Here is a 22,597-nt window from a genome sequence, read left to right on the forward strand (position 1 = left end):
GGTCACCCCGTCCCCCGAATGGCCCACCACATATCCGCGACGGAACGTCAGCCGTGGAACAGTGCTATCGGGCGGGTTCCACCGTGCGGCCCCACATCGCGAAGCGGGAGGCGTAATGCCAGCCACCAGTACGAAGCGCCGCGGCTATCGAGAGGGACTCGGCGGTGAACTGCTCGCGGAATTCCTGGGAACGTTCGTACTGGTCCTGCTCGGCTGCGGCTCGGTCGCGGTCGCCGTCGCCGGCCTTTCCGGATCGGGCCGGCAGTCCACCCCCTTCGACGCCGCGAACTGGCTGATCATCTCATTCGGCTGGGGTTTCGGTGTCGTCTTCGGCGTCTATATCGCGGGGGGTGTGAGCGGAGCCCATCTCAACCCCGCGGTGACCCTGGCCTTCGCCCTGCGCAGGGGCTTCTCCTGGAAAAAAGTCCTCCCCTACTGGGGCGCACAATTCCTGGGGGCCTTCCTCGCCGCCGCGCTGGTGTTCGGTATGTACGCCTCGGCCATCAACGCGTCCAACAGCAGGGCCAAGCTCGCCAGGGACGAGTCGCTCCCCACCTTTTCGATTTTCGCTACTTTCCCGGCCCAGTATTTCGGCAATTCATGGTGGGGGCCGCTGCTCGACCAGATCGTCGGCACCGCGTTCCTCGTGGCGGCCATCTTCGCCCTCATCGACCTGCGGAACACCGCGCCCGGGTCCAATTTGGGCCCCTTCATCACCGGCATGGCGGTGGTCGCGATCGGCCTCAGTATCGGCACGAACGCCGGATACGCGATCAACCCGGCCCGTGACTTCGGCCCCCGGCTGTGGACTTACGCCGTCGGCTGGGGCGATATCGCCATTCCCGGGACCTTCAAATGGTTCAGCCATTACATGTGGATCCCCATTGTCGGCCCGCTGATCGGCGCGATCGTCGGTTCCCATGTCTATGACTTCCTCATCGGAAAGGTCCTGGACGCCCGCCGCAAGGCCAGCGAAGGCCGCGAGGGCGGCCGCGCCGGCGGCGCCGAACCGCCCCCCGGCCTCTGATCGTTCGAGACCGTTTGAGATCGCTCCCAGGGCCTTGCCCCCGTCCCGTGTTTCACACCGTCACACCGGACGGCGGAGCGCGAGGCGGGAGCCGTGTCATGACGGTGTGAGCGTCCCGGGGCCGGGGATGTCGGTCCCGGGGCCCGGGATGTCGTACGTATCGAGGCGCCCGCACATGCCGAATCCGCCCCGCGCCGCCGGGAGCCGGGTGTGCAGCCTCGCCTCGGCCAGATACGAGGCGTCGCCCGCGGCGAGCAGGTCGAGCTGGGCACCGGTCTGCCGGGCGGCCTCGGCCGCGCCCGCCTCCCAGCGCTCGCGCCACCGCGCCAGCCGGGGCCGTACGAGCGCGGCGGCGGCCCGCTGGAAGTCGAGCAGGGGTCCCGGATCGCCCGCCTCCCATGCCGTACGCAGCACCGTGAAGCCCTCGACCGCGAGATCGCGCCGCCGGCGCGCGGCGGCGGCCTGCTCGCCCTCCGAAGCCCTGGAGGCATCGGGCAGTCCGGCGGCCCGCGCATAGGTCTCCGGGTCAGTCAGATACTCCGGGGGAAGGGTGAGTACGGCGTCGCCGGCCTCCGGCAGTCCGCTGTTCTGCATCAGGACGACAATGCGCAGCGCGTCCTCGTTGACCAGCCGGTGGATGGTGCCGGGGGTGAACCAGACCAGGGACCCGGGCGCCAGCGGTGTCACGGCGAAGCCCGCGGGGCCGAGTGTCTGGACGGCTCCCCGGCCCGCTGTCACCACGTACCCCTCGGAGCAGGTGAGGTGCAGATGCGGGGTGCCGCCGCGCACTCCGTCCGGGGCCTCCCAGTCGTACACCCGCAGATGCGATACGGCGACGGCCCCGGGCAGCCCCGCGAACCCCGCCGCGCTCACCGTGCCCGCCGCCGGAGGCGTCTGCGTACCCATCAGTTCCTCGCCTTCACCGTCACCTACGAGCGCCGAGTGCGCACCGCCGCATAGCAAGCGCCACATAGCAAGCGCCGCACTGCAAGCGCTTTCTACAGCGAAGGTAGGGTCACTCCCCCAACAGCGTCAACGCATCTCACAGCTCACAGCTCGAACACGGCCTGGACGCGCTTGCCGACCGGGACCCGTTCCGCGACGAGCCGGTCACTCAGCACATGGACGATCTCCATACCGTGCCCGCCCAGCCGGCCGGGGTCCCGCTCATAGCGGCGCGGCAGGGCCGAGCTGCTGTCGTACACGGTCACGATCACCTGCCGGTCCGTGCCCTCCAGCTCCAGCAAATACGGTCCACGGCTGTGCCGCTCGGCATTGGTGACCAGCTCATTGACGACGAGCAGCACATCGTCGCCCCGCCCGCCGGCGAGCGCGGCGCACCACTCGGCTTCGAGCTGTTGCAGGAAACGCATGGCGAGCAGCCGCGCCTCGGCCGTACAGCCCGGCGAGCCCAGGAATTCGCGGGCCCGGCGCAACGGGCGTACGGAATCCGCGAGGGACGCGAAAGCCGTACCGACAACGGTCTGTCCGTTCATACGCTCATTCACTCCTGCCCGCGCACCGGTGAGGGCGATGCGTCGGACGCTCTTCTCCGTTCCCCTTGTTGCCTTGTGCCCTCGCACGCCGCCGTTATGCGCGCCCGAACCCCTGACCGACGCGGCACCGACCCATGTGGCGAGCCCCGGCCCGCGGAGGTTTCATGGAGACAAAGCCCCATCAACGAACACAGAAAGCAGGCATCCCCATGCCGTTCGTCACCGTCGGGCAGGAAAACACCGGCTCCATAGACATCTACTACGAGGACCACGGCATGGGACAGCCCGTGATCCTCATCCACGGCTATCCGCTCGACGGGCATTCGTGGGAGAAGCAGGAGCGCGTCCTGCTGGCCACCGGGTACCGCGTCATCACGTACGACCGGCGCGGCACGGGCAACTCCAGCCGCCCCACGTTCGGTTACGACTACGACACCTTCGCCGCGGACCTCAAGGTCCTCATCGACCATCTGGGCCTCTCCGACGCGGTGCTCGTCGGTTTCTCCATGGGCACGGGCGAAGTCACGCGCTATCTGGGCAAATACGGTTCCGGGCGGATCAGCAAGGCCGTACTGCTCGGCGCCATACCGCCGTTCCTCCTCAAGACCGACGACAATCCCGACGGCGTCGACCGGTCCGTCTTCGAGGACATCAAGGCCGCCATCGTCGCCGACCGCCCGGCCTATATGAAGGTGTTCATCAACAACCTGTACAACTACGATCAGTACAAGGGCACCCGGATCAGTGACGAGGCCTGGAACTTCAGCTTCAACACGGCCGTCGCCAACTCGGCCCACGGCGCCTACGCCTGTGTCGACACCTGGCTGACCGACTTCCGCAAGGATCTGCCGAACATCGATGTGCCCGTACTGCTGATGCACGGGACCGACGACCGGGTCCTGCCGTACGCGAACACGGCGAAGCGGCTGCCTGGGCTGATCAAGGATCTGACCTTCATCACGGTCGAGGGCGGCCCGCACAACATCGCCTGGACCCACTCCGAGGTGGTCAACCCTGCGCTGCTCGACTTCCTCAAGGCCTGATGATCTCTCCGAGTTCCTCAAGGACTGATGATCTCCGAGGCCGATCGCGGGATCACACCTTCTTGATCAGGGAGCGTGCGCGGGCCGCGCGTACGGCGGCGGAGAGACCGGCGATGTCGTACGCGCCGTGGTGGCGGCGCCCGTTGACGAAGAAGGTCGGAGTGCCCGACACACCGCTCATGTCGGCCGTCTCGACATCCTCCGCGACCCGGGCGGCGCCGGTGTGGGCGCGCAGATCGCGGTGGAAGAGTTCGGTGTCCAGGCCGATGTCCTCGGCGTAACGCAGCAGATCGGCGGCGCGCAGATCGCCCTGGTGGACGAGCAGGAGGTCATGCATCTCCCAGTAGGCGTCCTGCGCGGCGGCGGCCTCGGCCGCCTCGGCCGCGAGCTGCGCGTTGGGGTGCACATCGGTGAGCGGGAGATGGCGCCAGACGTACCGTACGTCGCCCGCGCCGGCGAGCAGTTCACGGATGACGGGCTCCGCCAGACCGCAGTACGGGCACTCGAAGTCGCCGTACTCGACGACGGTGACCGGTGCTTCGCGCGGCCCGCGCACATGGTCGTGGTCCGGGTCGACGGGTGTCGACAGATCGATGATGGACTCGCCCGTACCGAGCAGGGCGGTGATCCGGGGGCGCCGGGGCAGGATCCCGATCACCCAGGTGACCGCCCAGGTGGCGGCGAAGGAGCAGAGCACCGCGGCGAGGATGCCGATCTTCGCCTGGGCGAGCCGGGTGCCGTTGAAGGCGAGAGTGGCGATCAGCAGGGAGACGGTGAAGCCGACGCCCGCGATGGTGCCGCCGGCGGCGGTGGCGCCCCAGCCAACGGGCGGCCGCAGCCGGCCGTGGCTCAGCCTGGTGGTCAGCAGGGAGGCGCCCAGGATGCCGAGGGGCTTGCCGACGACGTAGCCGAGCAGAATGCCGAGGGTGACGGGCGAGGTGAAGGCGTTCGCGAGGACGCTTCCGCTGATGGTGATCCCGGCGTTGGCGAGGGCGAACACCGGCACGATCACATAGCTCGTCCAGGGGTGGTACATGCGCTGGAGGCGGGCGTTGGGCGAGATCGCCGAGGCGAGTCCGGCCCGTACGGACCGTTCCAGCTCCGGGGTGGGCTGCTCGCGGAAGAGGCGGAACAGACCGGTGGCCCGCTCCAGATCGCTGCGGGCGGCGGGGTAGGCGTACGTCAGGAGCCCCATGGCGAGTCCGGTCACGACAGGGTCGACGCCCGATTCCAGGACAGCCGCCCACAGGGCCACCGCGAGCACCGCGTACACCGCGCCCCGGCGCACTCCGGCGGCCCGTACCAGCAGGACGACCGCGAAGATCACCAGGGCCGTGATCAGCGCCATGACATCGACATGGCCGCTGTAGGCGATCGCGATGACACCGAGCGCGACGAAGTCGTCCACGACGGCGACGGTCAGGATGAAGGCGCGCAGGCCCACGGGCAGCCGGGTGCCGAAGACGGCGAGCATGCCCAGCGCGAAGGCCGTGTCGGTGGACATGGCGGCGCCCCAGCCGCGCGCCGACGCCTCACCGGCGTTGAAGGCGAGGTAGATGACAACCGGTACGACCATGCCGCTGATGCCGGCGAGCAGCGGGAGGGTGACCCGTTTCCGCTCGCGCAGTTCGCCCATGTCGAACTCGCGGCGCGCCTCCAGGCCGACGACGAAGAAGAACAGTGTCATCAGCCCGCTGTTCACCCACTCGCGCAGCCCCAGGGAGATTCCGGCGGAGCCGATACGGACCGAGAGGTCCGTCGCCCAGAACGTGGCGTACGTGCCGGGGCCGGCGTTGGCCCACACCAGCGCGGCCAGCGCGGCGGCCAGCAGGACGGACGCGCTGCCGGTCTCGGTGCGCAGGAAGTCGCGGAGCGGTGTCCGCATCTCGTCGCCGCAGGTGGTCTGGCCGGAAAGGGCCGGGGTGGCGGGGTCGACAGTCACCCCGCCATTCTGCTGCGCCCGGGACCGTAACGCGCCTGATGGCGGCCCCGGGCGCCGCGCTGCCGGGCACCCCGGGAGCCGCGGCAGCCGTACGAGCCCCGGTCACAGGAGCCGCAGGAACCGCAGGAACCGCAGGAACCGCCGAGCCGGGCCAAGTTGAGCCTTTCCTTGTCAAGTTTGCTGCGGGCGAGTTATACCGGTGGTGTCGCAGGAGGGAGGCCGTCATGGTGATGCGGTGGGACGCGTTCCTGTCGGCGGTACAGGAGCGTGGCGAGTACTCCTCGCCGAAGGAGGCGGAACGGGCCCTCCGTGTGGTGCTGGCGCTCCTCGGCGCCCATGTGGTGGGGAGCGAACGGGCCGAACTGGCCGCGCGGCTCCCGGAGACCTGCGCGCTGGTGCTGCTCAATCCGCTCCCGGCCGCCGAACCGCTCACGGCGGAACGATTCGTACAGGCCGCCGCCGCATGGATCCAGGGAGCCACCGACGAGACCGCGCAATGGGATGTCGGCGCGGTCCTGAGCGTGGTCGCCGACGCCGCCGACGAGGATCTGATGCGCCGTGTCCTGCTCCAGCTCCCGCCGGGTTACGACCTCCTCTTCGGCCGCCCGCAGCCGGTCTGACCGGTCGAGTCCGGCCCATAGCGATCTCCAGGCCATCCGCACAACCCCCCTGGCGCGACTTGGTGATTTATTGACGATTTATTGAACATTTTTTGCCCTCTGCAAGCTGGTGCACAGATGGACCTCACGCGAGGCCGTCCAGCGAACACCACAAGGGGGATTGCGGCGTGACCGCGATAGATTTCGATCATGTGAAGCACGGCTCGGAAGACGCCTGTGTCAAGAGCTTCCAGAAGGCCCTCATCGCCAAGGGCCACAAGATCCCGTCCGGCCCCACCGGGCTGTACGGGAACGAGACCAAGGCCGCCTGCGCCGCCTTCCAGCGGGCGCAGGGCTGGAGCGGCAGCGACGCCGACGGGGCACCGGGACCCGAGACGTTCGCGCGTCTCAAGCTGACCGACGGCAGCCACAGGACCAGCGGCGGCAAGGTGTCCTCGCCGGTGCCCGGCTACGGCATCAACAAGAACAACCCCTACGGCACCCGCAGTTCGGGCTACAGCTCCGGCTACCACACCGGTGACGACTACCCGGCGCCCAGCGGCACGGATGTCGTGGCCGTACGGGCGGGCACCATCGGGGAGTCGAGGAACGACGGTGCCTCGTACGGGAATTACATCGTCCTGCGTGCCGACAACGACCGTGACTACTGGTACTGCCACCTGTCCAAGCGCGGTGTCCAGAAGGGCGACAAGGTCAAGGCCGGCCAGAAGCTCGGCGATGTCGGAGCGACCGGCAACGTCACCGGGCCGCACCTGCACTTCGAGGACCGCCCGCGTGGCGGCGGTTACGGGAACGACCGCAAGCCGTCCTGGTGACAGCGGCCGGATCCAGGAGGGCTTCCATGGCATCACCCCTGACCGCCGCGGCGTTCGTCGCGGCCCTGCGCGCCGAAGGCGTCAAAGTCGTCGAAGTCGGCAACTGGCGCACCCACAACCGCAATCACAAGGGCCCCTGGGGCCCGGTAAACGGCGTGATGATCCATCACACCGTCACCTCGGGCACCCAGGCATCCGTCGCCCTGTGCCGCGACGGTCACAGCGCGCTGCCCGGCCCGCTGTGCCACGGAGTCATCGCCAAGGACGGCGTCGTGCACCTCGTCGGCCACGGCCGCGCCAACCACGCGGGCGGCGGCGACCCGCTCGTCCTCAAGCATGTGATCGCCGAGGACTACGGGGACCGGCCGCCCCGGCCCACCGTCGGCAACAACGACGGAGTGGACGGCAACGTCTGCTTCTACGGCTTCGAGTGCGTCAACCTCGGGGACGGCATGGACCCGTGGCCGGCCGCGCAGCTCACGGCGATCGAGCGCGTGAGCGCCGCGATCTGCCGTGCGCACAAGTGGAGCGCCCGCAGCGTCATCGGCCACCTCGAATGGTCCAACGACAAGATCGACCCCAAGGGCTTCACCATGCCCGCCATGCGCGACCGGATCGCCCAGCGGCTGAAGACCCCGCTGCCCAAGAAGTGAGGGCTCACGAGGTGAGGCCACCGCACCGGCCGCACCGGCCGCGCTGAGCACGGCCGTACCGAGCACGGCAGCACTGCGCACGGTGGCACTGAGCACGGCGGCACGCGCTCCCAGGCGTGTGCCGCCTTGTGTGCCGCCCGCGTGGCCACCGGTTCCGGTGTGCACCGCGCGCCTGCGGTTGGCGTCCGGACGGTACGGGAGGCTAGCCTGGGCGGCACAGTGTTACGCGGCGGTGGGGCCCGCCGTACCCGAACCGCGGCCACAGGCCGCCAACGGTCCCTACTCGCGATGGAGCGCGCCCGCAGGCCGGGCGCCGTACGAGTAGGAGACGCGTTGTGGTGCGAGTTCCCCGGAGCCGTGTGGTGGAAGAGCCCACCGATCCCGATGTCGATCTCTCCGTACCCGCACAGCGGGCGGAGCGCGCGCGGGTGCTGTGGCCGGTGGTCACCGCCGTGGCGCTCGGTGCGATGTGCGGCTCGGCGGCGAGGTACGGGGCGTCGCTCATATGGCCGACCCCCGCCGCCGGTTTTCCCTGGACGACGCTCACCGTCAATGTCACCGGGTGCGCGCTGATCGGTGTGTTCATGGTGGTGATCACCGATGTCTGGACGGCACACCGGCTGATCCGGCCGTTCGTCGGCACCGGCATCCTCGGCGGGTTCACCACCTTCTCCACCTATGCGGTGGATATCGAGCGGCTGGTGGATGCCGGCCGGGCCCGTACGGGCATGGCCTACCTGGGTGTGACACTGTTCGCGGCTCTCGCGGCGGTGTGGACCGCGGTGTGGGTGACACGCCGCGTGGTGGCGTGGAGGCAGTCATGACGAAGCTGGCGGGTACGGCCCTGCGCCTGACGATCTTCGTCGGGGAGTCCGATCTCTGGCACCACCGGCCCCTCTACACGGAGATCGTGCACCGGGCACACGCGGCCGGGCTCGGCGGGGCCAGTGTGTTCCGCGGTGTCGAGGGGTACGGCGCGTCGTCGCTGATCCACACCCAACGGCTGCTGTCGCTGAGCGAGGACCTGCCGGTGGCGATCGTGATCGTGGACGCCGGGGAGAAGATCCGGGCGTTCCTGCCGCAGCTCGACGAGCTGGTCCGCGAAGGCCTCGTCATGCTCGACGACTGCGAGGTCATCCGCTACGCGGACCGCGGAAAGGACCCGAAGGACCCGAAGGACCCGAAAGACAGGGAGGACCGGGACCGGTGAACTGGCTGCTGGTCGTGGCCGGAGCCGCCATCGGCGGCCCGCTGCGCTATCTGACCGACCGGGCGGTGCAGACCCGGCACGACACCGTCTTCCCCTGGGGGACCTTCGTGGTCAATGTGGTGGGATGCCTGATCCTCGGGGTGCTGACGGGTGCGGTCACGGCGGGCGCGGCGTCCTCCCAGGTGCAGTTGTTCATCGGGACGGGGCTGTGCGGCGCGCTCACGACGTACTCCACGTTCAGTTACGAGACGCTGCGGCTGGCCGAGGACGGCGCGAAGTTCTACGCGGCCGCCAATGTCGTCGCCAGTGTGATCGCCGGGCTCGGCGCGGTGTTCATGGGGGTCGCGGTCGCGCAGGCGCTGTGGGTGTGACCGCGGCGGGGCGCATGCGCGTGTGAACGCTGCCGGGCGCGCCGGAGCGGTACGGGAGGCGAGCCCGGCGGTTGCGTTCCGAGTGCGGCGGTTACGTTCCGGGTCCGGCGGTTACTTTTTGGGGCCGCGCGGGACGGCGAAGTCGGTGAGGGTGGCGGTCCCGGGGGCGAGCGCCTCCCAGGGACCGGACAGTGTGAGCACCGCGATCGCCGAGGTGGGGAACTTCTCCCGGGCCCGGGCCAGACAGTCGCCCTCGCCCCGGCCCGCCAGACTCAGCACCAGGTCCTGCACCCCCGGCTGGTGGCCGACCAGCAGAAGCGTTCGTACCGGCCCGGATGTCCGTACCGGCCGGGGTGACTCCCGTACCAGGCGCAGCAGTTCGGCGGCACTCGCGTCGTACGCCCGGCGGTCGTGGATCACCTGCGGTTCCGTGCCGAGCCGGGCGGCGGCCAGCTCCCAGGTCTCGCGGGTACGGCGGGAGGTGGAGCAGACGACCAGATCGGGCCGGTACCCGGACTTCGCCAGCCATTTCCCGGCGGCCGGGGCATCCCTGCGCCCCCGGGGCGCCAGGGGCCGCTCATGGTCCGCCACCGTCTCCGGCCATGCGGACTTGGCGTGCCGGAGGACGATCAGACGGGCCGGTGCCGGCTCCGGATCCCGTGGTGGCGCTGGCGGTGTCATCTCGTACCTCTCTGGGCGGCGGCGTCGGCGCGGTGTGTCCCGGCGGACACACCGCTGAGCGCCCCACGGCCGGTTCGGACATGGACTGATTCTGGACGGGGAGGAGGCGCTGCGCAGGCTCGCTCGCCCGGTCGGCCCCACCTGGGCGTTGCGTCGCGCACACCATCGGCGACAATGGACGGAGGGGACCGCACATCGTCATGGGAACAGCATGGCGACGGCGATGAGGCTCGCCGCGACCGCACCTCAGGTGCTGATGGCCTCTGCGTGGTACCGGACTCGGGCATCACGGGAGGCAGTGATGAACGCCGTAACCGTCAGGGTCGAAGCGACCGCGGGATCCCGCTTCACCCCTGAAGACTCGTTTGCCCCCTCTCGTGTGCTGACGGGATGGCCGGTCGGCGAGGGGTACGTGGAGAACAGCCTCACCGAGGACGGCGAGCCCGCGAAGGCGCTGGTCCTGCTCAATGAACCGGCCCTGCCGGGTACGGCCGTGGCCGCCCGCCCCGTCGCGCTCGCCCGTCTCGTCGTCGATGGCGAGCCGCGCGAGACGGTGGTGTGTGTGGCCGAAAAGGCGGCGGACTTTGACGCGATCACGGGGGTGCGTGAGCTGCGGGCCTGGCACGCCGACGAAGCCGCGCTGGGCGAGATGCTGCTGCGCTTCGGACCCGGTCACTCCTGGCAGGTCATCGGGTACGAGGGGTGCCCGGCCGTCGACGAATTCCTGGCGCGGGCGCGGCTCGGCTACGAGCGCCTCACCGGCTCCCTGGAGTAGGGCCCGAGCAGCGCCGGGAGAGTCCGGGCCGGGCGGCCCGATGAAACCGGGCGCCGGTGGAGCTGGGTGCCGGTGAAGCCGGGCGCCCCGGTGTAGTTCAGGCTGACCTCTCCCGGCGCCCGTGCCCGCGGTCCTCGCGCGGTACGAGCGTCGGGTTGACGTTGTCGAGGACCGTGTCGCGGTCGACCACGACCCGGGCGACATCGTCGCGGCTCGGCACCTCGTACATCACATTCAGCAGGACCTCTTCGAGGATCGTGCGTGCCGCGCGGGCGCCGGTGCGGCGCAGCAGCGCCTGTTCCGCGACGGCCGCGACGGCGGCATCGGTGAACTCCAGCTCCACTCCGTCGAGTTCGAAGAGTTTCTGGTACTGCTTGAGCAGCGCGTTACGCGGCTCGGTCAGAATCCTGGTCAGCGCGGTCAGATCCAGCGGCTGAACGGTCGCCAGCATCGGGAGCCGACCGACGAATTCGGGGATCAGCCCGAATTTCAGCAGGTCCTCGGGCAGCGCCTCGGCGAAGCCGGCCTCGTTCTCCCGGTCCTCCTTGGCGCGGATCGCGGCGCCGAAGCCGATGCCCTTGCGCTCGACGCGCTGCTCGATGATCCGTTCAAGACCGGCGAACGCGCCGCCCACGATGAACAGCACGTTGCCGGTGTCGATCTGGATGAACTCCTGCTGCGGCTGTTTCCGTCCGCCCTGCGGCGGCACACTCGCGACCGTACCCTCAAGGATCTTGAGCAGCGCCTGCTGGACTCCTTCACCGCTCACATCACGCGTGATGGAGGGGTTCTCGCTCTTGCGCGCGACCTTGTCGATCTCGTCGATGTAGATGATCCCGGTCTCGGCCCTCTTGACGTCGTAGTCGGCCGCCTGGATCAGCTTCAGCAGAATGTTCTCGACGTCCTCCCCCACATAGCCCGCCTCGGTGAGCGCCGTCGCGTCGGCGATCGCGAACGGGACATCGAGCATCCGGGCCAGGGTCTGGACGAGATAGGTCTTGCCGCAGCCGGTCGGTCCGATCAACAGGATGTTGGACTTGCCGAGTTCGACCGGAGTTTCTTCGGTGCCGTGCCGCCGGTTTCCGCCCGCCGCCGCACCGATACGCTTGTAGTGGTTGTAGACCGCCACCGCGAGGGTTTTCTTGGCGCTCTCCTGCCCGATGACGTACTGCCCCAGGAAGTCGTAGATCTCCTTCGGCTTCGGCAGCTCCGCGAGTCCGTCGCCGGGCGGGCCGTCGAGGTCCTCCGCGATGAGTTCGTTGCAGAGGCCGACGCATTCGTCACAGATACAGACCGGGCTCGGACCCGCTATCAGTTTCTGGACCTGCTTCTGGCTCTTCCCGCAGAACGTGCACTTCAGCAGGGTGCCGCCGTCACCGATGCCTGCCACGCGGAAGTGTCTCCTCAAGGGTGGTACGGGTTGGTCGGTCCAGATGCTTCAACCATATGGCGTGAACATCTGAATAGCCGACGGTATCTTGAACCGCGACGGACGGCAACGCGGGGACAAGTGAGGACGATGGGCCGGCTCAGCAGGGCGCAGTCACAGGAGCGCAATCGCGCCAGTGTGCTGGCGGCGGCCAGGAGCGAGTTCGCCGAGCGCGGTTTCCGGGACGCGAAGGTGGACGGGATCGCGCAGCGCGCCGGACTGACCCGAGGCGCCGTCTACTCCAACTTTCCGGGCAAACGGGCGCTGTATTTCGCGGTGCTGGCCGATCTCGCCGAGCGCGCGCCGTCACCGGCCGGGGCGCCGGAGCCGTCGCGGCCCGGACCCGCCCGGCCCGGACCCGGTGCCCGGCCCGGACCCGGTCGTACGGGCCGTAGCGGCGCCGAGTCCGGTCGTACGGGCGACAGGCCGGGCCGTACGGTTCCTGAGTCCGGCCTCATGGGCGGCGAACCCGCCGCGCCTGCCTCCCTCTCCGCCGCCGAGGCGCTCGGCGCCTTTGCCCGGGCCTGGGTCGGGCGGCTGCCGCTCGCCGATGTCGGCGAGCCGCACGGACCGGCACGGCTCGCGGTGCATCTGCTGCCCGAGATCCTCGCCGAGGAGCGGATCCGGCGGCCGTTCGCGCAGCTCATGAAGCTGGACGCGATTCTGCTCGGCCTCGCCCTGGAGCAACTGGGGCCTCCCGGCGCGGCGCCCGGCAGCCTGGTGCGGGTCGCGGAGGCGGTGCTCACGACCCTGCACGGCGCGAACCAGATGGCCGCCGCCGCGCCCGGGTTCATCGAGCCCTTCAATGTCGTCAGCGCCTGCGAACGGCTGGCGGGCCTCGATCTGCACGGCTGGTGGCCGCCCTCCCATGTGATCACCCAGGCCCTGCCGGTCGACGACCCCTGGGTCCCGCCCGCCGCGCCGGACACGCTGGACGCGGTACGGGGCGAGCCGGCCCGGCTCGCGGACGATGGTGTGGTGGCCGTCCTCGGGCTGCACCGGCTGGAGGCCGTCGAGGAGGCGGTACGGGCCGCCCCGCCGGGAGCGCGGATCACCGCGGCCCTGGTCACCGGGGATCCCGCCGAACTCGCACCGCTGGCGCGGCTGGCGGTCGCCGAACTCTCCGGCTGTCTGCGCCAGGCGTTCCCGCCCTCGGCGTGGCCGCGTCTCCAGGTGGTGTTCGACGAGTCGGGAGCCCTCGCCGCGGCGGCCGGTCTGCCCGCCGTGAGCGACGGGACCGAGGCGGCCGTCCGTATCGAGGCACACCGGATCGTCGCCCGCGCGGACGGCCGGGGCGCGTGCCACGCCGCCGCGTCGGCCGTACTGAACACGCCCGCGCGCACCGGCAGAACGGGCCGCGGCTGACGTACGGCGTGCGGCAGCGGTACGGCGAAGCCCGTACGACCGCGAAGGCGCGGACCGCGACTGTCCTTGCCGCGCTGTAGCGTCGGGCATCGACGCATGGACGCCCCGCACACGGAAGAAGCACCGACATGCCCACCGCCGACGAGCTGATCAGCCCGGACAGCATCGAGAAGCTGGCCCGCGTGCTGGGCACGACCGCGGGACCGGCCTCGCGCTGGTCCGCCGTACGGGAGAGCGCCGGGGCCTTCGGCCCGCTCGCCCTGAGCGAGCGGGCCCGCGCGGTACGGGACGCGCTGATCCAGGACCTCCCCGGTAGCGGTACGTACACCGCCGCCGCGGAGGTCTTCCGTACCGCGCTGACCGATCCGGGGTTCTCCGGCTGGATGATCTGGCCGGTCACCGAGGCAGTGGCAGTGCTGGCCGTGGACTCGGCGCGCCCCGACGACTTCGAGGACGGCCTCGCGCTGCTGGCCGCGCTGACACCCCGGCTGACCGGCGAATTCGCGCTGCGTACGTTTCTGAACGCCGACACCGACCGGACGTTGCGGACCGTCCGTACCTGGACCGGGTCCGCCGACCCTGCCGTACGACGGCTGGCGAGCGAGGGCACCAGACCGCGGCTGCCCTGGGCGAAGCAGGTGCCGGAGCTGCGCCGCCGCCCTTCCGTGACCGTACCGATCCTCGACGACCTCCACACCGACACCGACGAAGTGGTCCGCCGGTCCGTGGCCAACCACCTCAACGACGTCTCACGGCTCGACCCGGTCCTCGCCGTCTCCACCGCACGCCGCTGGTCCGAGGGCGCCACCGCCACCACCACCCCGGCGCTCGTCAAACACGCGATGCGCACGCTCATCAAGCAGGCCGACGCCCAGGCGCTCGACCTGCTCGGCTTCGCCCCGCCCTCCGCCGACCTGGTCATCACCGGCCCCGAACTGCGCAGCACGAAGGTCACCCAAGTCGACGAACTGGTCTTCGGCGTCGACGTGTTCAACGACGGTCCGGCGCCGGTCCGGCTGGCGGTCGACTACGTCATCCACTACCGCAAGGCCAACGGCTCCACCGCTCCCCGCGTTTTCAAACTGACCACCCGCACTCTGGCCCCCGGCCGGCGCCTCGCCCTGGAACGCCGCCACTCCTTCAAACCGATCAGCACCCGCCGCCACTACCCCGGCGCACATGCCCTGGAAATCCAGATCAACGGCCGCCGCTCGGGAAAGGCGGAGTTCATCGTCGACCTGTGACCGCGGCGGGGCGGTTCACCGCGTGGTGTGTCCGGCGGCGCCGGTGATGACGGGGCGTGTTCTTCCGTGCTGCCCGTCCCGTCCGCCCTGTGGGCAGGTCCAGGAGGCGACGCCGTCCACCACCTCGGCCACGGCGGGGTGGCGGTGTCCCGGGCAGGGCGGGGCCGGGGCGCCGCCCGTGTGTTCCAGTACGCCGTCCTGCAACTGTTCGGCCAGCAGAGTCACGGCTTCGGCTTCCGTCATGGAGTCCTCCAGCAGCACGCTGGTGGCGGAGCCGTCGTCGAACGCGAGCACAACGAGCACAGAACTGACGTGACGGGCAGCGGCGGACGGCTCGGTGGGGCCTTCGCCGTACTGGATCTCCAGCCGGGAGGTGAACGCGGTTTCGCCGGGCGGTGCTTCGGGCTCGGTATCAGCGGGCGGCACCGTCACCTCCAGCGTCCGACCGACGGGATCACCGAGCTGCCGCAGAATGTCTTCCGCCCAGTTCCGGGTTGTCGTGATGGTCAGTTTCATCGCGCCGCTTCGTCACTTCACTTCTTCGCCCTGACATCCGACGCCCAGGTGATGGACCCGGTGCCGGTCCTTCCGCCGACGTTGACCCGGAAGGTCATGTAGTCCTGGAACTGGACATGATCGGCGTGCTTGACGGGCTTGAGAGTGCCGTGGAAGTGATAGTGCTTCCCGACCACATGGCCCGCGTTGTTCGGCTTCCTCTTGCCGTTGTTCCACCACGAGACGCCCCGCTCCTTGACGTTCCCGGTGATGAAGGACTTCACCCGCGCGGAGATCTTGTAGCCCCAATTGATGGTGCTGTACTTGCAGTTGAACCGGGCGCTCAGTGTGCCGTTCGCATCGCTCCAGCTCGGATTCCTGTCGCAGCGCAGGGTCGCGGGCCCCCTCTTCTTCCCCGCCGCTCCCGCCGGCTGCCGAGCACCGGCCGGGGCATCCCCGGCATGTCCACGGCCGGGCGCCGCCCCACCGACGATCGCGGCGATCCGGTCGCGCTCCGCGTGGGTCAGCTTCAGCGGGGAGCCGTTGGAATTCGCGTCGAGAACCACGCGCAGAGTGGTTTCCGACCCGCCCGTGGCCGTGGTGGAGACAAAAGTCCTGTCGTCGGCCGGATTCGCCACCGGGACGGCGTGCGTCGCTCCGGCGCCGGACACCGTCACCACCAGCGCGAGCCAGCCGGACGCCGCTGCTCTCTTCCACGAAAGACGCATTCCCTGGTCCCCTTCTCCTCGCCGGCGCGACGGTCTGCCGCACGGGATCCGAGAGTCCCGCACCCCCCGGCGAGCCGGGACCGTTTTCCGCACTGAATCACCTGATGGAGCGATAAAGAGGGACTCGCGCTGACGACACCTGCCGCCCCTTCGCCGGGGCGGCACGTACCACCACGCCGCTGCTCGCATCAGCAATGCGGCCGGTCGCCCTGGCGAGTGATTGCGCTGCTCCGAACGAGTGATGACGGGCATGGGGCTCTGGCGGGGCGCTTGACGCTGCTGCTGTCGTGGCCGGAGGCAGGGCAGGGTCGTGAACGGAAACCCAGCCGACCGGGTCCCTCGGCGACGGACCGGCAGTCGGCTTTCCCGTCGCGGCAGTCACCTGCGAGAAATCCCGACACAGGCGGCTGACCGGCCCCGACGCGACCTCATCAGAAACGGCCTCCTGCCATGCATGACCGAACGGACACCGCCCCGCCCGTCTCGTTATCGGAGTCGCCCTCCGACCGCCGGCGCTGGATCGCGCTCGCGGTGGTGCTGACCGCGGCCCTGATGGACCTGGTGGATGTGACGATCGTCAATGTCGCCATCCCCGCCGTCCAGCGGGACCTCGGCGCCTCCTACTCGGCCGTCCAATGGATCACCGAGGGCTATGTGCTCGCCTTCGCCCTCGGCCTGATCTCCGGTGGACGGCTCGGCGACATCTACGGGCGAAGGCGCCTGTTCCTGTTCGGCGTGGCCGGGTTCACCGTCGCCTCCGCCCTCTGCGGCGCTTCCGCGAGTTCCGAAATGCTCATCGCCGCCCGTGTCCTGCAAGGCGCGATGGCCGCGCTGATGGTTCCACAGGTCCTGGCCATCATCCATGTCACCTTCCCGCCCTCCGAACGCGGCAGGGTCTTCGGCATGTACGGCGGGATCCTCGGCGCCGGGGCCATCGCCGGCCCCATCCTGGGCGGCATCCTCACCCAGGCGGATCTCTTCGGTCTCGGCTGGCGGTCCATCTTCCTCATCAACGTCCCGCTCGGTGTCGCCGGACTGGCCCTGGGGAGCCGTTATCTCACCGAGTCCACCGCCACGGAGAGCCGGCGCCTGGACCCGACGGGTATGGCGCTGGCCACCGCGGGCCTGCTCCTGCTGCTGTTCCCGCTCACCCAGGGACGTGAACACGGCTGGCCCGTCTGGGGATTCGTCCTGATGGCCGCCGCGCTCCCCGTCCTCGCCGGTTTCGCCATCCATCAGCGCGCTCTGTCCCGCCGGGGTGGAGCCCCGCTGGTGGAGCCCTCGCTGTTCAAGGCGCGGAGCTTCACCGCGGGCGTGACCGTCGAGCTGCTCTTCAGCACCGCCACCGGGCTCTTCTTCCTGGCCTGGATCCTCTATCTCCAACTGGGCCTCGGCTACAGCCCGCTGCGCGCCGGACTGACCGGTATCCCCTTCTCCGTCGGTGTCTCCGCCGCCGCGGCCGTCTCCGTCCAGGTGCTGGTGCCCCGGTTCGGCCGCAAGGTCATCCAGGCAGGCGTGACACTCATGGCCCTCGGCATCCTCGGTTATCTGTGGGAGGCCCAGCACTTCAGCGGCGGCCTCACCCCCTGGCAGATGATCCCGCCCCTGACCGTGATGGGCCTGGGCATGGGACTGGTCCTCGCCCCGCTGACCGATCTGGTCCTCTCCGGTGTCCCGCATCAGCACGCGGGCTCCGCCTCCGGTGTCTTCAACACCGTCCAGCAGCTCGCCCAGGCCATGGGTATCGCGCTGGCCTCCGTCTTCTTCTTCGCCCTCCTCCCCGCGGGCAGTGCCCACGGCCATGCGTCGTCCGCGGGAGCCCAGGCATTCGTCGAGGCGTTCCCCATCACCTTGGCGTGGCTCGCCGCCTTCAACGCCGTGGCCCTGATGCTGACCTTCGCCCTGCCCCGGCAGACCAGCCATCCCGATCCCGACCCCACCACCTGCCCCCCACTGTGAGGACCTCATGAGCGACACATCTTCCGACCTGACACACGCCCCGGCGCTCGGCCGTCTCATGGAGATCGCCACGGGCTTCATGGCCTCGAAGGTGCTGCTCGTCGCTGCCCGCCTGGGCCTCTTCTCCGAACTGGCCGAGGGCCCCCTCACCGGTGACGAACTGCGCGACCGGCTGAAGCTGCACCCCCGCGCCGCCCATGACTTCTTCGACACCCTCGTCGCTCTCGGAGTCCTGGAACGCACCGACGGCATCTATGCCAACACCCCTGCCACCGCGCACTATCTCGTACGCGGCAAGCCCTCCTATGTGGGCGGCCTGCTGGAGATGAGCGACACGAGGATGTACGACCTCTGGGGCCGGCTCGACGAAGGCCTGCGCTCGGGAGACCCCCAGAACGAGATCAAGACCGGTGAGGAAGGCATGTACGCCGCCCTCTACCGTGATCCCGAGAGCCTCGCCGCCTTCCAGCAGGCCATGACCGGTCTGTCGATGGGCTCCACGCACGCCCTCGCGGAGGCCGTCGACTGGTCCCGCTACCGCACCGTCGCCGACATCGGCTGCGCCGAGGGCGCCCTGCTGACACATCTGCTCCAGCGCCATCCGCACCTGCGCGGCACGGGCTTCGATCTGGCCGCCCTGCGCCCCGCCTTCCAGCGCCGCCGTGAGGAGTCCGGCCTCACCGAGCGGCTCTCCTTCCAGACCGGCGACTTCTTCACCGAGCCGCTGCCCCGGACGGATGTGCTGATCTTCGGCCATATCCTGAGCGGTTGGGCCCTGCCCACGTCAATGACCTTGCTGCGCAAGGCGTACGAGACACTGCCGGAGGGCGGCATCGTGATCGTCTACGAGACGTTCATCGACGACGAGCGCCGCGAGAACGTCCAAGGGCTGCTGATGAGCCTCAATATGCTCCTTGAGACCCCGGGCGGCTTCGAGTACACGAGCGCCGAGTGCCGGGACTGGCTGGCGAAGGCCGGGTTCCGGGAGAGCCGCGTACGGCACCTGGACGGACCCGAGTCGATGGTGATCGGCACCAAGTGACCCCGGGGGGCCGGGGCCTGCACCGGCCAATGCAGTTGCCTTGGCGTCCCGGTCACGTAGTGCCGCGTGCAGCCCGGGAGAATGACCGTATGACCGTCTTTCGCTGTGCCAACTGTCAGCAGTCCGTGACCAGCGAAGTGGTGCCAGGGGAACCAGCGAGGGGCCCCGAGCGGCCGCCGGGCCACGAGGTTGCTCCCTGATTGCCGCCGCAGATTGATGGGCGCAGGACAGACGCTGATAACTAGGACTTGTCCGGTCGATCACGGTCTGGACCGCTTCGGGATCTGGGTCGCTTGTCCTCCAGCGGTCGGCCTGCTGACCAGGTGACGGCAGGCTTTACGATCTGCCCATGATTGACGCCCCGAAGCATTGGACCGTGCGCCATTTTTCGCAGGCCAACCCCGCTGGCCCGGGCTGCGACAGTGTTCCGGCCCTCCTGCGGCGGCTGGCCGATGCCATTGAAGCGTTGGGCCCTGTTGAGGTCCAGGACGTGGTGATCGAGTCAGAGACGACCGAGCACGGCCCCTGGCGGTCGGGGACCGTCTACTTCCATCTGCCGGAAGACGGCTAGGGGCTGATCCTGGCGCTCACGAGCGGAGCCGGATCACCAGCGCCGCGGGGCTGGCGGTGCCGAGGTGGACGTAGCGGCGCTTGTCGTATGGGGTGGCCACGGCCCGGTGCTGTCTGAGCCGGTTGATCGTCCGTTCGACGGTGTTGCGCTTGTTGTGCCGTTCTCGTCGAAAACTGGTGGCCGTCCGCCACGTGAGCCTTTGCGCAGACGGGCAGCCTGGCTGTCGGTCTTCTCCGGGATGGTGTGCGGGAGGCCCCGGTGACGCAGGTACTCACGGCAGGGGCCGTTGCTGTATGCCGCACGAGCGGCCCAGGCCCTCACCTCCCGCACCACCTCCACCAGGCGGGCGACCAGGCTCTGCCACGGCGCCTCGCCCTGACGTTCCTGCGGTTCGGCCCCCCTTTTGAATTTGAAGCAGGGGCGGGCGGCGGATCGATGCGGGCGCCGGCCACGTGCTGGTGCGCACGGATGATGGTGGAATCGACCGAGACATCCCAGTCGATCTCATCCGCTGCATCAGTCGCGGCCCGGACCTGTCCGATCACCTCGCCCCATGCCCACGTCAACGAGCGGCGCGCAAGGAAATACCGGCATTTACGCTCGGAGGATGGACTGCGACGAGAACACGGCGTATCTGGAGTGGTGGGCCAACCACTCCACATGCCTCGCGCGCATACCAGTCACTTTGACGGCTGTCTCAACCAAAGGCGAGTGGGAGGCCGTCATCTCACCCCCTCCCGACGACGACGCTCTCAATCACCTGCGAGAGCTCATTGACGCAAGCCCGCACTTCACACTCCGGCTCGACGCATCAGTCGTCGAGGTCCAGGCGCAGCCCTTCGGTGACACCAACCATCTACAACTGGCTGCCGTTCTCGAGCATAACGATTCAAGCAGCCCATGCCCGCCACATGATCGCCTGGACAAGTCCTAGGGCAACGTCGGGGTTTGCGATGCCTTGAGCACCGGTCTTCCGGCCCGGCGGTTGCTCTTCGGCTTGGTGGTCTGATTGTGGGCCCAGCGGCCGGGCTGGACCGTGTCTCGCCTGGCCCGGGTTCTCAGGACGGGCCAGCGGTTCGGTTTTTTGATCGCCCGTGGGCAGTCCCGGTTGCGCCGGGTCGGAAGAAGGCGGCTGCGTGCTTCCCGCCCGGCCGCTGTGAAGGAGCGGGTGAGTTTGGCAGTGGTCGCTCCGAGCTGGGATGGGATGCTGCGGCGGGCGATGCGGACGCACTTCAGGTAGAAGACGCGGTCACTGTCCACTGCTGGACCGGCAAGCGCGGCTGCGTGGGCGAACTGGCGGACGTCGATGTTCCTCAACCCCCTATTCGGTTGTGTGTGAAGGGCTGAACCTGCGACGGTCACTGACGTGAACGTGGTTCTGGGAGACAAGCACAGGTTCGCCGCCGAGGTCGGCGAGCAGGGCCAGCTGTGCCGAGTGGACCTCTGGGCCGCTGGCAAGTGGCTGACCTGCGACGACAACACGGCTTACGTCCCGCAGTTCCGCCGCGATGTGCTGGACACGGCCGCCTGGCTGCGTTCGGGCGCAGGTTCCCCCATGCCGTTCGCTGGTATGTCCGCCGAAGCCACACACCGGCGTCTCATGCACCGTGCGGGCAATGACGATGAGACCGAGGCCGACTACGGGCTGCGTAGCCAGTTCCGGACCCTGCTCTGGGGGCCCACCACCGACAATGTGACGACGCACCTGTTCCGTGAAGAGGACCGTTTGGTGATCACGCTGGAGTTCTGGCGTCAGGAACACCTGCTCAACCATCCTGAGGACGCGGGCGCGGTCTTCGTGGCGGAGATCCCGATGGAGGAGTTCGTCGGGATCCTTGACGGCATCGTCGCAGTGCTCGACATCGGCCAGGGCCAAGAAGCGACCGACCTGCAACGGTGACACCTTCGACGGCCCTTCCGCCACGGGCGGCGTCCCCTTCGGCTTCCCCCAGGTGAGGGCAGTGGTACTCGCCGAGATCGGAACACACGGCGTGCTTGATGCCCGCCTCGGCGGCTACCGCTACGGCGAACGGAGCCTCGCCCACCAGCCGGCCGGCTCCACCGGTTCTGGTGACCTGGTCATCGCCGACCGCGGCTTATGGTCGGTCGAGTTCGCGCACGCCTTCACCGTGATCGAGCTGGCCTTCGAGGAGATCAAGAAGCATCTCGGTCCCGGCGGGCCGATCCGGTCCCGCACGCCGGAAGGCGTCCGGCAGGAGCTGTGGGGCCCGCCTTACCCGTGGACGCGGACCGCGTCTCCTATCTCAAGTGTGTCCGCCTCATCCGCCGAAGCGTTCCATCCAGAGCCGTCCAGAGAACCGCTTGAACCCGGGCGGCGAGACCAGTTCGGGAAAGAAGGCTGACTCTGACATGCCGCGGCGACTACCGGAGACCCGTATCCGAGCACCCCAGAGCAGTCATCACCCACTCCTCTGAGAGCGGTACGTCCTGGGGCCGGCCGTTCACCAGCCAGGAACCGTCCCACTCGACGTGCCACACCTCGCCGTGCAGGTTCTCGAACTCCACGAAACTGCTAGGAGCGCCTTCAAGAAGCCCGAGCTCCCGCAACAGCACATTGTGCTCGGTGAACCCGCGGGACGAACCCACGCTGCCGCTACCGGTCCGCGTGTTCTCGTATCGCATGCGCAGGTAGGGGACGGGCAGCCGGGACACGAGGGTCGGCCGCAGCATGCGCTTGAACCGCAGAACCGCTTCCTCCAGGTTCTCATCACCGCGGAACTCGCACCGGTACGCAGGGAAGACAGCCGAGACGACCTCGTTCAAGGCCTCGTTGCGCCCGTGGTGGTACCCATGCACAGTCGGCGACGCCGCTGCCACGGCATCGAACCGGTAGGCCCCATACGAAAACCCGGAGAGGACCGTAAACGGTCGCGCATCTCGGCCCCGGCCGAGCTGATGCTGCCTCGCGAACGCCAGAACAGCTTTGGCCAGGCCGTCGTCGTGCACATCGAGCGAGTTCATCTGGTAAGCCCAGAGCCCGTCAGGATCCATCGCCAGGGAGAACACGAACCGAGGCATGGGTGACCATCGCCATGCCATGGGCAGACCTGGCATGTCCTGAGCGTTCCCGATCGCTGCGACAGCCCCGTCGATGTTCACGCCCCTCATCT

23 protein-coding genes, 1 pseudogene and 1 riboswitch are annotated in these 22,597 nt (G+C 69.1%); of the genes and pseudogenes, 16 read left to right on the top strand and 8 right to left on the bottom strand.

The window, feature by feature from the left end; translation table 11 throughout:
• The first annotated feature begins 115 nt into the window (after positions 1–115).
• Entirely contained in the window at positions 116–1,027 is a 912-nt protein-coding gene (locus tag ACFU9P_RS03525) for an MIP/aquaporin family protein (protein WP_384077571.1), read from the top strand.
• A 96-nt stretch (positions 1,028–1,123) separates the two neighbouring features.
• Here the strand turns inward: ACFU9P_RS03525 and ACFU9P_RS03530 are convergent, their stop codons facing one another.
• Both ACFU9P_RS03530 and ACFU9P_RS03535 read right to left on the bottom strand, forming a co-directional pair.
• Positions 1,124–1,933, bottom strand: a complete 810-nt coding sequence (locus ACFU9P_RS03530; RefSeq protein WP_384077573.1) for a cupin domain-containing protein — start codon at positions 1,931–1,933, stop codon at positions 1,124–1,126.
• A gap of 143 nt (positions 1,934–2,076) precedes the next feature.
• Entirely contained in the window at positions 2,077–2,523 is a 447-nt protein-coding gene (locus tag ACFU9P_RS03535) for an ATP-binding protein (RefSeq protein ID WP_376374551.1), read from the bottom strand.
• A gap of 209 nt (positions 2,524–2,732) precedes the next feature.
• Here ACFU9P_RS03535 and ACFU9P_RS03540 point away from each other — a divergent pair, with 209 nt between their 5' ends.
• Positions 2,733–3,566 (top strand): alpha/beta fold hydrolase, encoded by an 834-nt coding sequence (locus ACFU9P_RS03540; protein ID WP_376374548.1) that lies wholly within the window; start codon positions 2,733–2,735, stop codon positions 3,564–3,566.
• 52 nt (positions 3,567–3,618) lie between these two features.
• Here ACFU9P_RS03540 and nhaA read toward each other — a convergent pair whose 3' ends face one another.
• On the bottom strand, positions 3,619–5,451 hold the full coding sequence (gene nhaA / locus ACFU9P_RS03545) for a Na+/H+ antiporter NhaA (protein WP_384077911.1): 1,833 nt from the start codon (positions 5,449–5,451) through the stop codon (positions 3,619–3,621).
• Between the two features lie 281 nt (positions 5,452–5,732).
• On the opposite strand from nhaA, the gene ACFU9P_RS03550 reads away from it, so the two are divergent.
• From ACFU9P_RS03550 to crcB, 6 genes and pseudogenes are all read left to right on the top strand, one after another.
• Complete coding sequence (locus tag ACFU9P_RS03550) at positions 5,733–6,128, top strand: DUF2267 domain-containing protein (RefSeq protein WP_384077576.1); 396 nt, start codon at positions 5,733–5,735, stop codon at positions 6,126–6,128.
• Between the two features lie 167 nt (positions 6,129–6,295).
• Positions 6,296–6,943: a M23 family metallopeptidase gene (locus tag ACFU9P_RS03555; RefSeq protein ID WP_384077578.1), complete on the top strand. Its 648-nt coding sequence runs from the start codon at positions 6,296–6,298 to the stop codon at positions 6,941–6,943.
• A gap of 26 nt (positions 6,944–6,969) precedes the next feature.
• Positions 6,970–7,590, top strand: a pseudogene (locus ACFU9P_RS03560) (N-acetylmuramoyl-L-alanine amidase); the annotation flags it as partial.
• A 365-nt stretch (positions 7,591–7,955) separates the two neighbouring features.
• Positions 7,956–8,420 (top strand): fluoride efflux transporter FluC, encoded by a 465-nt coding sequence (locus ACFU9P_RS03565; protein ID WP_376374848.1) that lies wholly within the window; start codon positions 7,956–7,958, stop codon positions 8,418–8,420.
• Entirely contained in the window at positions 8,417–8,806 is a 390-nt protein-coding gene (locus tag ACFU9P_RS03570; protein ID WP_384077579.1) for a DUF190 domain-containing protein, read from the top strand. Before ACFU9P_RS03565 ends, ACFU9P_RS03570 begins: the two co-directional genes overlap by 4 nt.
• Entirely contained in the window at positions 8,803–9,177 is a 375-nt protein-coding gene (gene crcB / locus ACFU9P_RS03575) for a fluoride efflux transporter CrcB (protein WP_384077581.1), read from the top strand. Before ACFU9P_RS03570 ends, crcB begins: the two co-directional genes overlap by 4 nt.
• A 111-nt stretch (positions 9,178–9,288) precedes the next feature.
• Here crcB and ACFU9P_RS03580 read toward each other — a convergent pair whose 3' ends face one another.
• Positions 9,289–9,858 (bottom strand): SixA phosphatase family protein, encoded by a 570-nt coding sequence (locus tag ACFU9P_RS03580; RefSeq protein WP_384077583.1) that lies wholly within the window; start codon positions 9,856–9,858, stop codon positions 9,289–9,291.
• A 210-nt stretch (positions 9,859–10,068) separates the two neighbouring features.
• A riboswitch (Fluoride riboswitch) is annotated at positions 10,069–10,131 on the top strand.
• 28 nt (positions 10,132–10,159) lie between these two features.
• Here ACFU9P_RS03580 and ACFU9P_RS03585 point away from each other — a divergent pair.
• Positions 10,160–10,633 (top strand): inorganic diphosphatase, encoded by a 474-nt coding sequence (locus ACFU9P_RS03585; protein WP_384077584.1) that lies wholly within the window; start codon positions 10,160–10,162, stop codon positions 10,631–10,633.
• Positions 10,634–10,730: 97 nt separating this feature from the next.
• Here the strand turns inward: ACFU9P_RS03585 and clpX are convergent, their stop codons facing one another.
• Positions 10,731–12,023 carry an ATP-dependent Clp protease ATP-binding subunit ClpX gene (gene clpX / locus ACFU9P_RS03590; RefSeq protein ID WP_384077586.1) on the bottom strand — a complete coding sequence of 431 codons (1,293 nt, stop codon included), beginning with the start codon at positions 12,021–12,023 and terminating at the stop codon, positions 10,731–10,733.
• Between the two features lie 129 nt (positions 12,024–12,152).
• Between clpX and ACFU9P_RS03595 the strand changes: the two genes are divergently transcribed.
• Together ACFU9P_RS03595 and ACFU9P_RS03600 are read left to right on the top strand one after the other, a co-directional pair.
• Positions 12,153–13,427, top strand: coding sequence for a TetR/AcrR family transcriptional regulator (locus ACFU9P_RS03595; protein WP_384077912.1), 1,275 nt, complete (start codon positions 12,153–12,155; stop codon positions 13,425–13,427).
• A gap of 128 nt (positions 13,428–13,555) precedes the next feature.
• The gene (locus ACFU9P_RS03600; protein ID WP_384077588.1) at positions 13,556–14,671 is read left to right on the top strand and encodes a DNA alkylation repair protein; all 1,116 of its coding nucleotides are present in this window, start codon (positions 13,556–13,558) and stop codon (positions 14,669–14,671) included.
• A 15-nt stretch (positions 14,672–14,686) separates the two neighbouring features.
• Here the strand turns inward: ACFU9P_RS03600 and ACFU9P_RS03605 are convergent, their stop codons facing one another.
• Together ACFU9P_RS03605 and ACFU9P_RS03610 are read right to left on the bottom strand one after the other, a co-directional pair.
• Positions 14,687–15,187, bottom strand: a complete 501-nt coding sequence (locus tag ACFU9P_RS03605; protein WP_384077590.1) for a hypothetical protein — start codon at positions 15,185–15,187, stop codon at positions 14,687–14,689.
• 17 nt (positions 15,188–15,204) lie between these two features.
• On the bottom strand, positions 15,205–15,894 hold the full coding sequence (locus tag ACFU9P_RS03610; protein ID WP_384077592.1) for a hypothetical protein: 690 nt from the start codon (positions 15,892–15,894) through the stop codon (positions 15,205–15,207).
• 450 nt (positions 15,895–16,344) lie between these two features.
• Between ACFU9P_RS03610 and ACFU9P_RS03615 the strand changes: the two genes are divergently transcribed.
• The 5 genes from ACFU9P_RS03615 (at position 16,345) to ACFU9P_RS03635 (ending at position 21,829) form a co-directional block, all read left to right on the top strand.
• Positions 16,345–17,853, top strand: coding sequence for an MFS transporter (locus tag ACFU9P_RS03615; protein WP_384077594.1), 1,509 nt, complete (start codon positions 16,345–16,347; stop codon positions 17,851–17,853).
• A 7-nt stretch (positions 17,854–17,860) separates the two neighbouring features.
• A complete protein-coding gene (locus tag ACFU9P_RS03620) occupies positions 17,861–18,895 on the top strand; it encodes a methyltransferase (protein WP_384077596.1) in 1,035 nt (344 codons plus the stop codon).
• Positions 18,896–19,244: 349 nt separating this feature from the next.
• On the top strand, positions 19,245–19,466 hold the full coding sequence (locus tag ACFU9P_RS03625; RefSeq protein ID WP_384077598.1) for a hypothetical protein: 222 nt from the start codon (positions 19,245–19,247) through the stop codon (positions 19,464–19,466).
• 1,366 nt (positions 19,467–20,832) lie between these two features.
• The gene (locus tag ACFU9P_RS03630) at positions 20,833–21,366 is read left to right on the top strand and encodes a hypothetical protein (protein ID WP_384077600.1); all 534 of its coding nucleotides are present in this window, start codon (positions 20,833–20,835) and stop codon (positions 21,364–21,366) included.
• A gap of 61 nt (positions 21,367–21,427) precedes the next feature.
• The gene (locus tag ACFU9P_RS03635) at positions 21,428–21,829 is read left to right on the top strand and encodes a hypothetical protein (protein ID WP_384077602.1); all 402 of its coding nucleotides are present in this window, start codon (positions 21,428–21,430) and stop codon (positions 21,827–21,829) included.
• A 19-nt stretch (positions 21,830–21,848) separates the two neighbouring features.
• Here ACFU9P_RS03635 and ACFU9P_RS03640 read toward each other — a convergent pair whose 3' ends face one another.
• Positions 21,849–22,586 (bottom strand): hypothetical protein, encoded by a 738-nt coding sequence (locus ACFU9P_RS03640; RefSeq protein ID WP_384077604.1) that lies wholly within the window; start codon positions 22,584–22,586, stop codon positions 21,849–21,851.
• Positions 22,587–22,597 lie beyond the last annotated feature (11 nt).

Source organism: Streptomyces sp. NPDC057617, from assembly GCF_042800555.1.
In the GTDB taxonomy this organism is placed as follows: Bacteria; Actinomycetota; Actinomycetes; order Streptomycetales; family Streptomycetaceae; genus Streptomyces.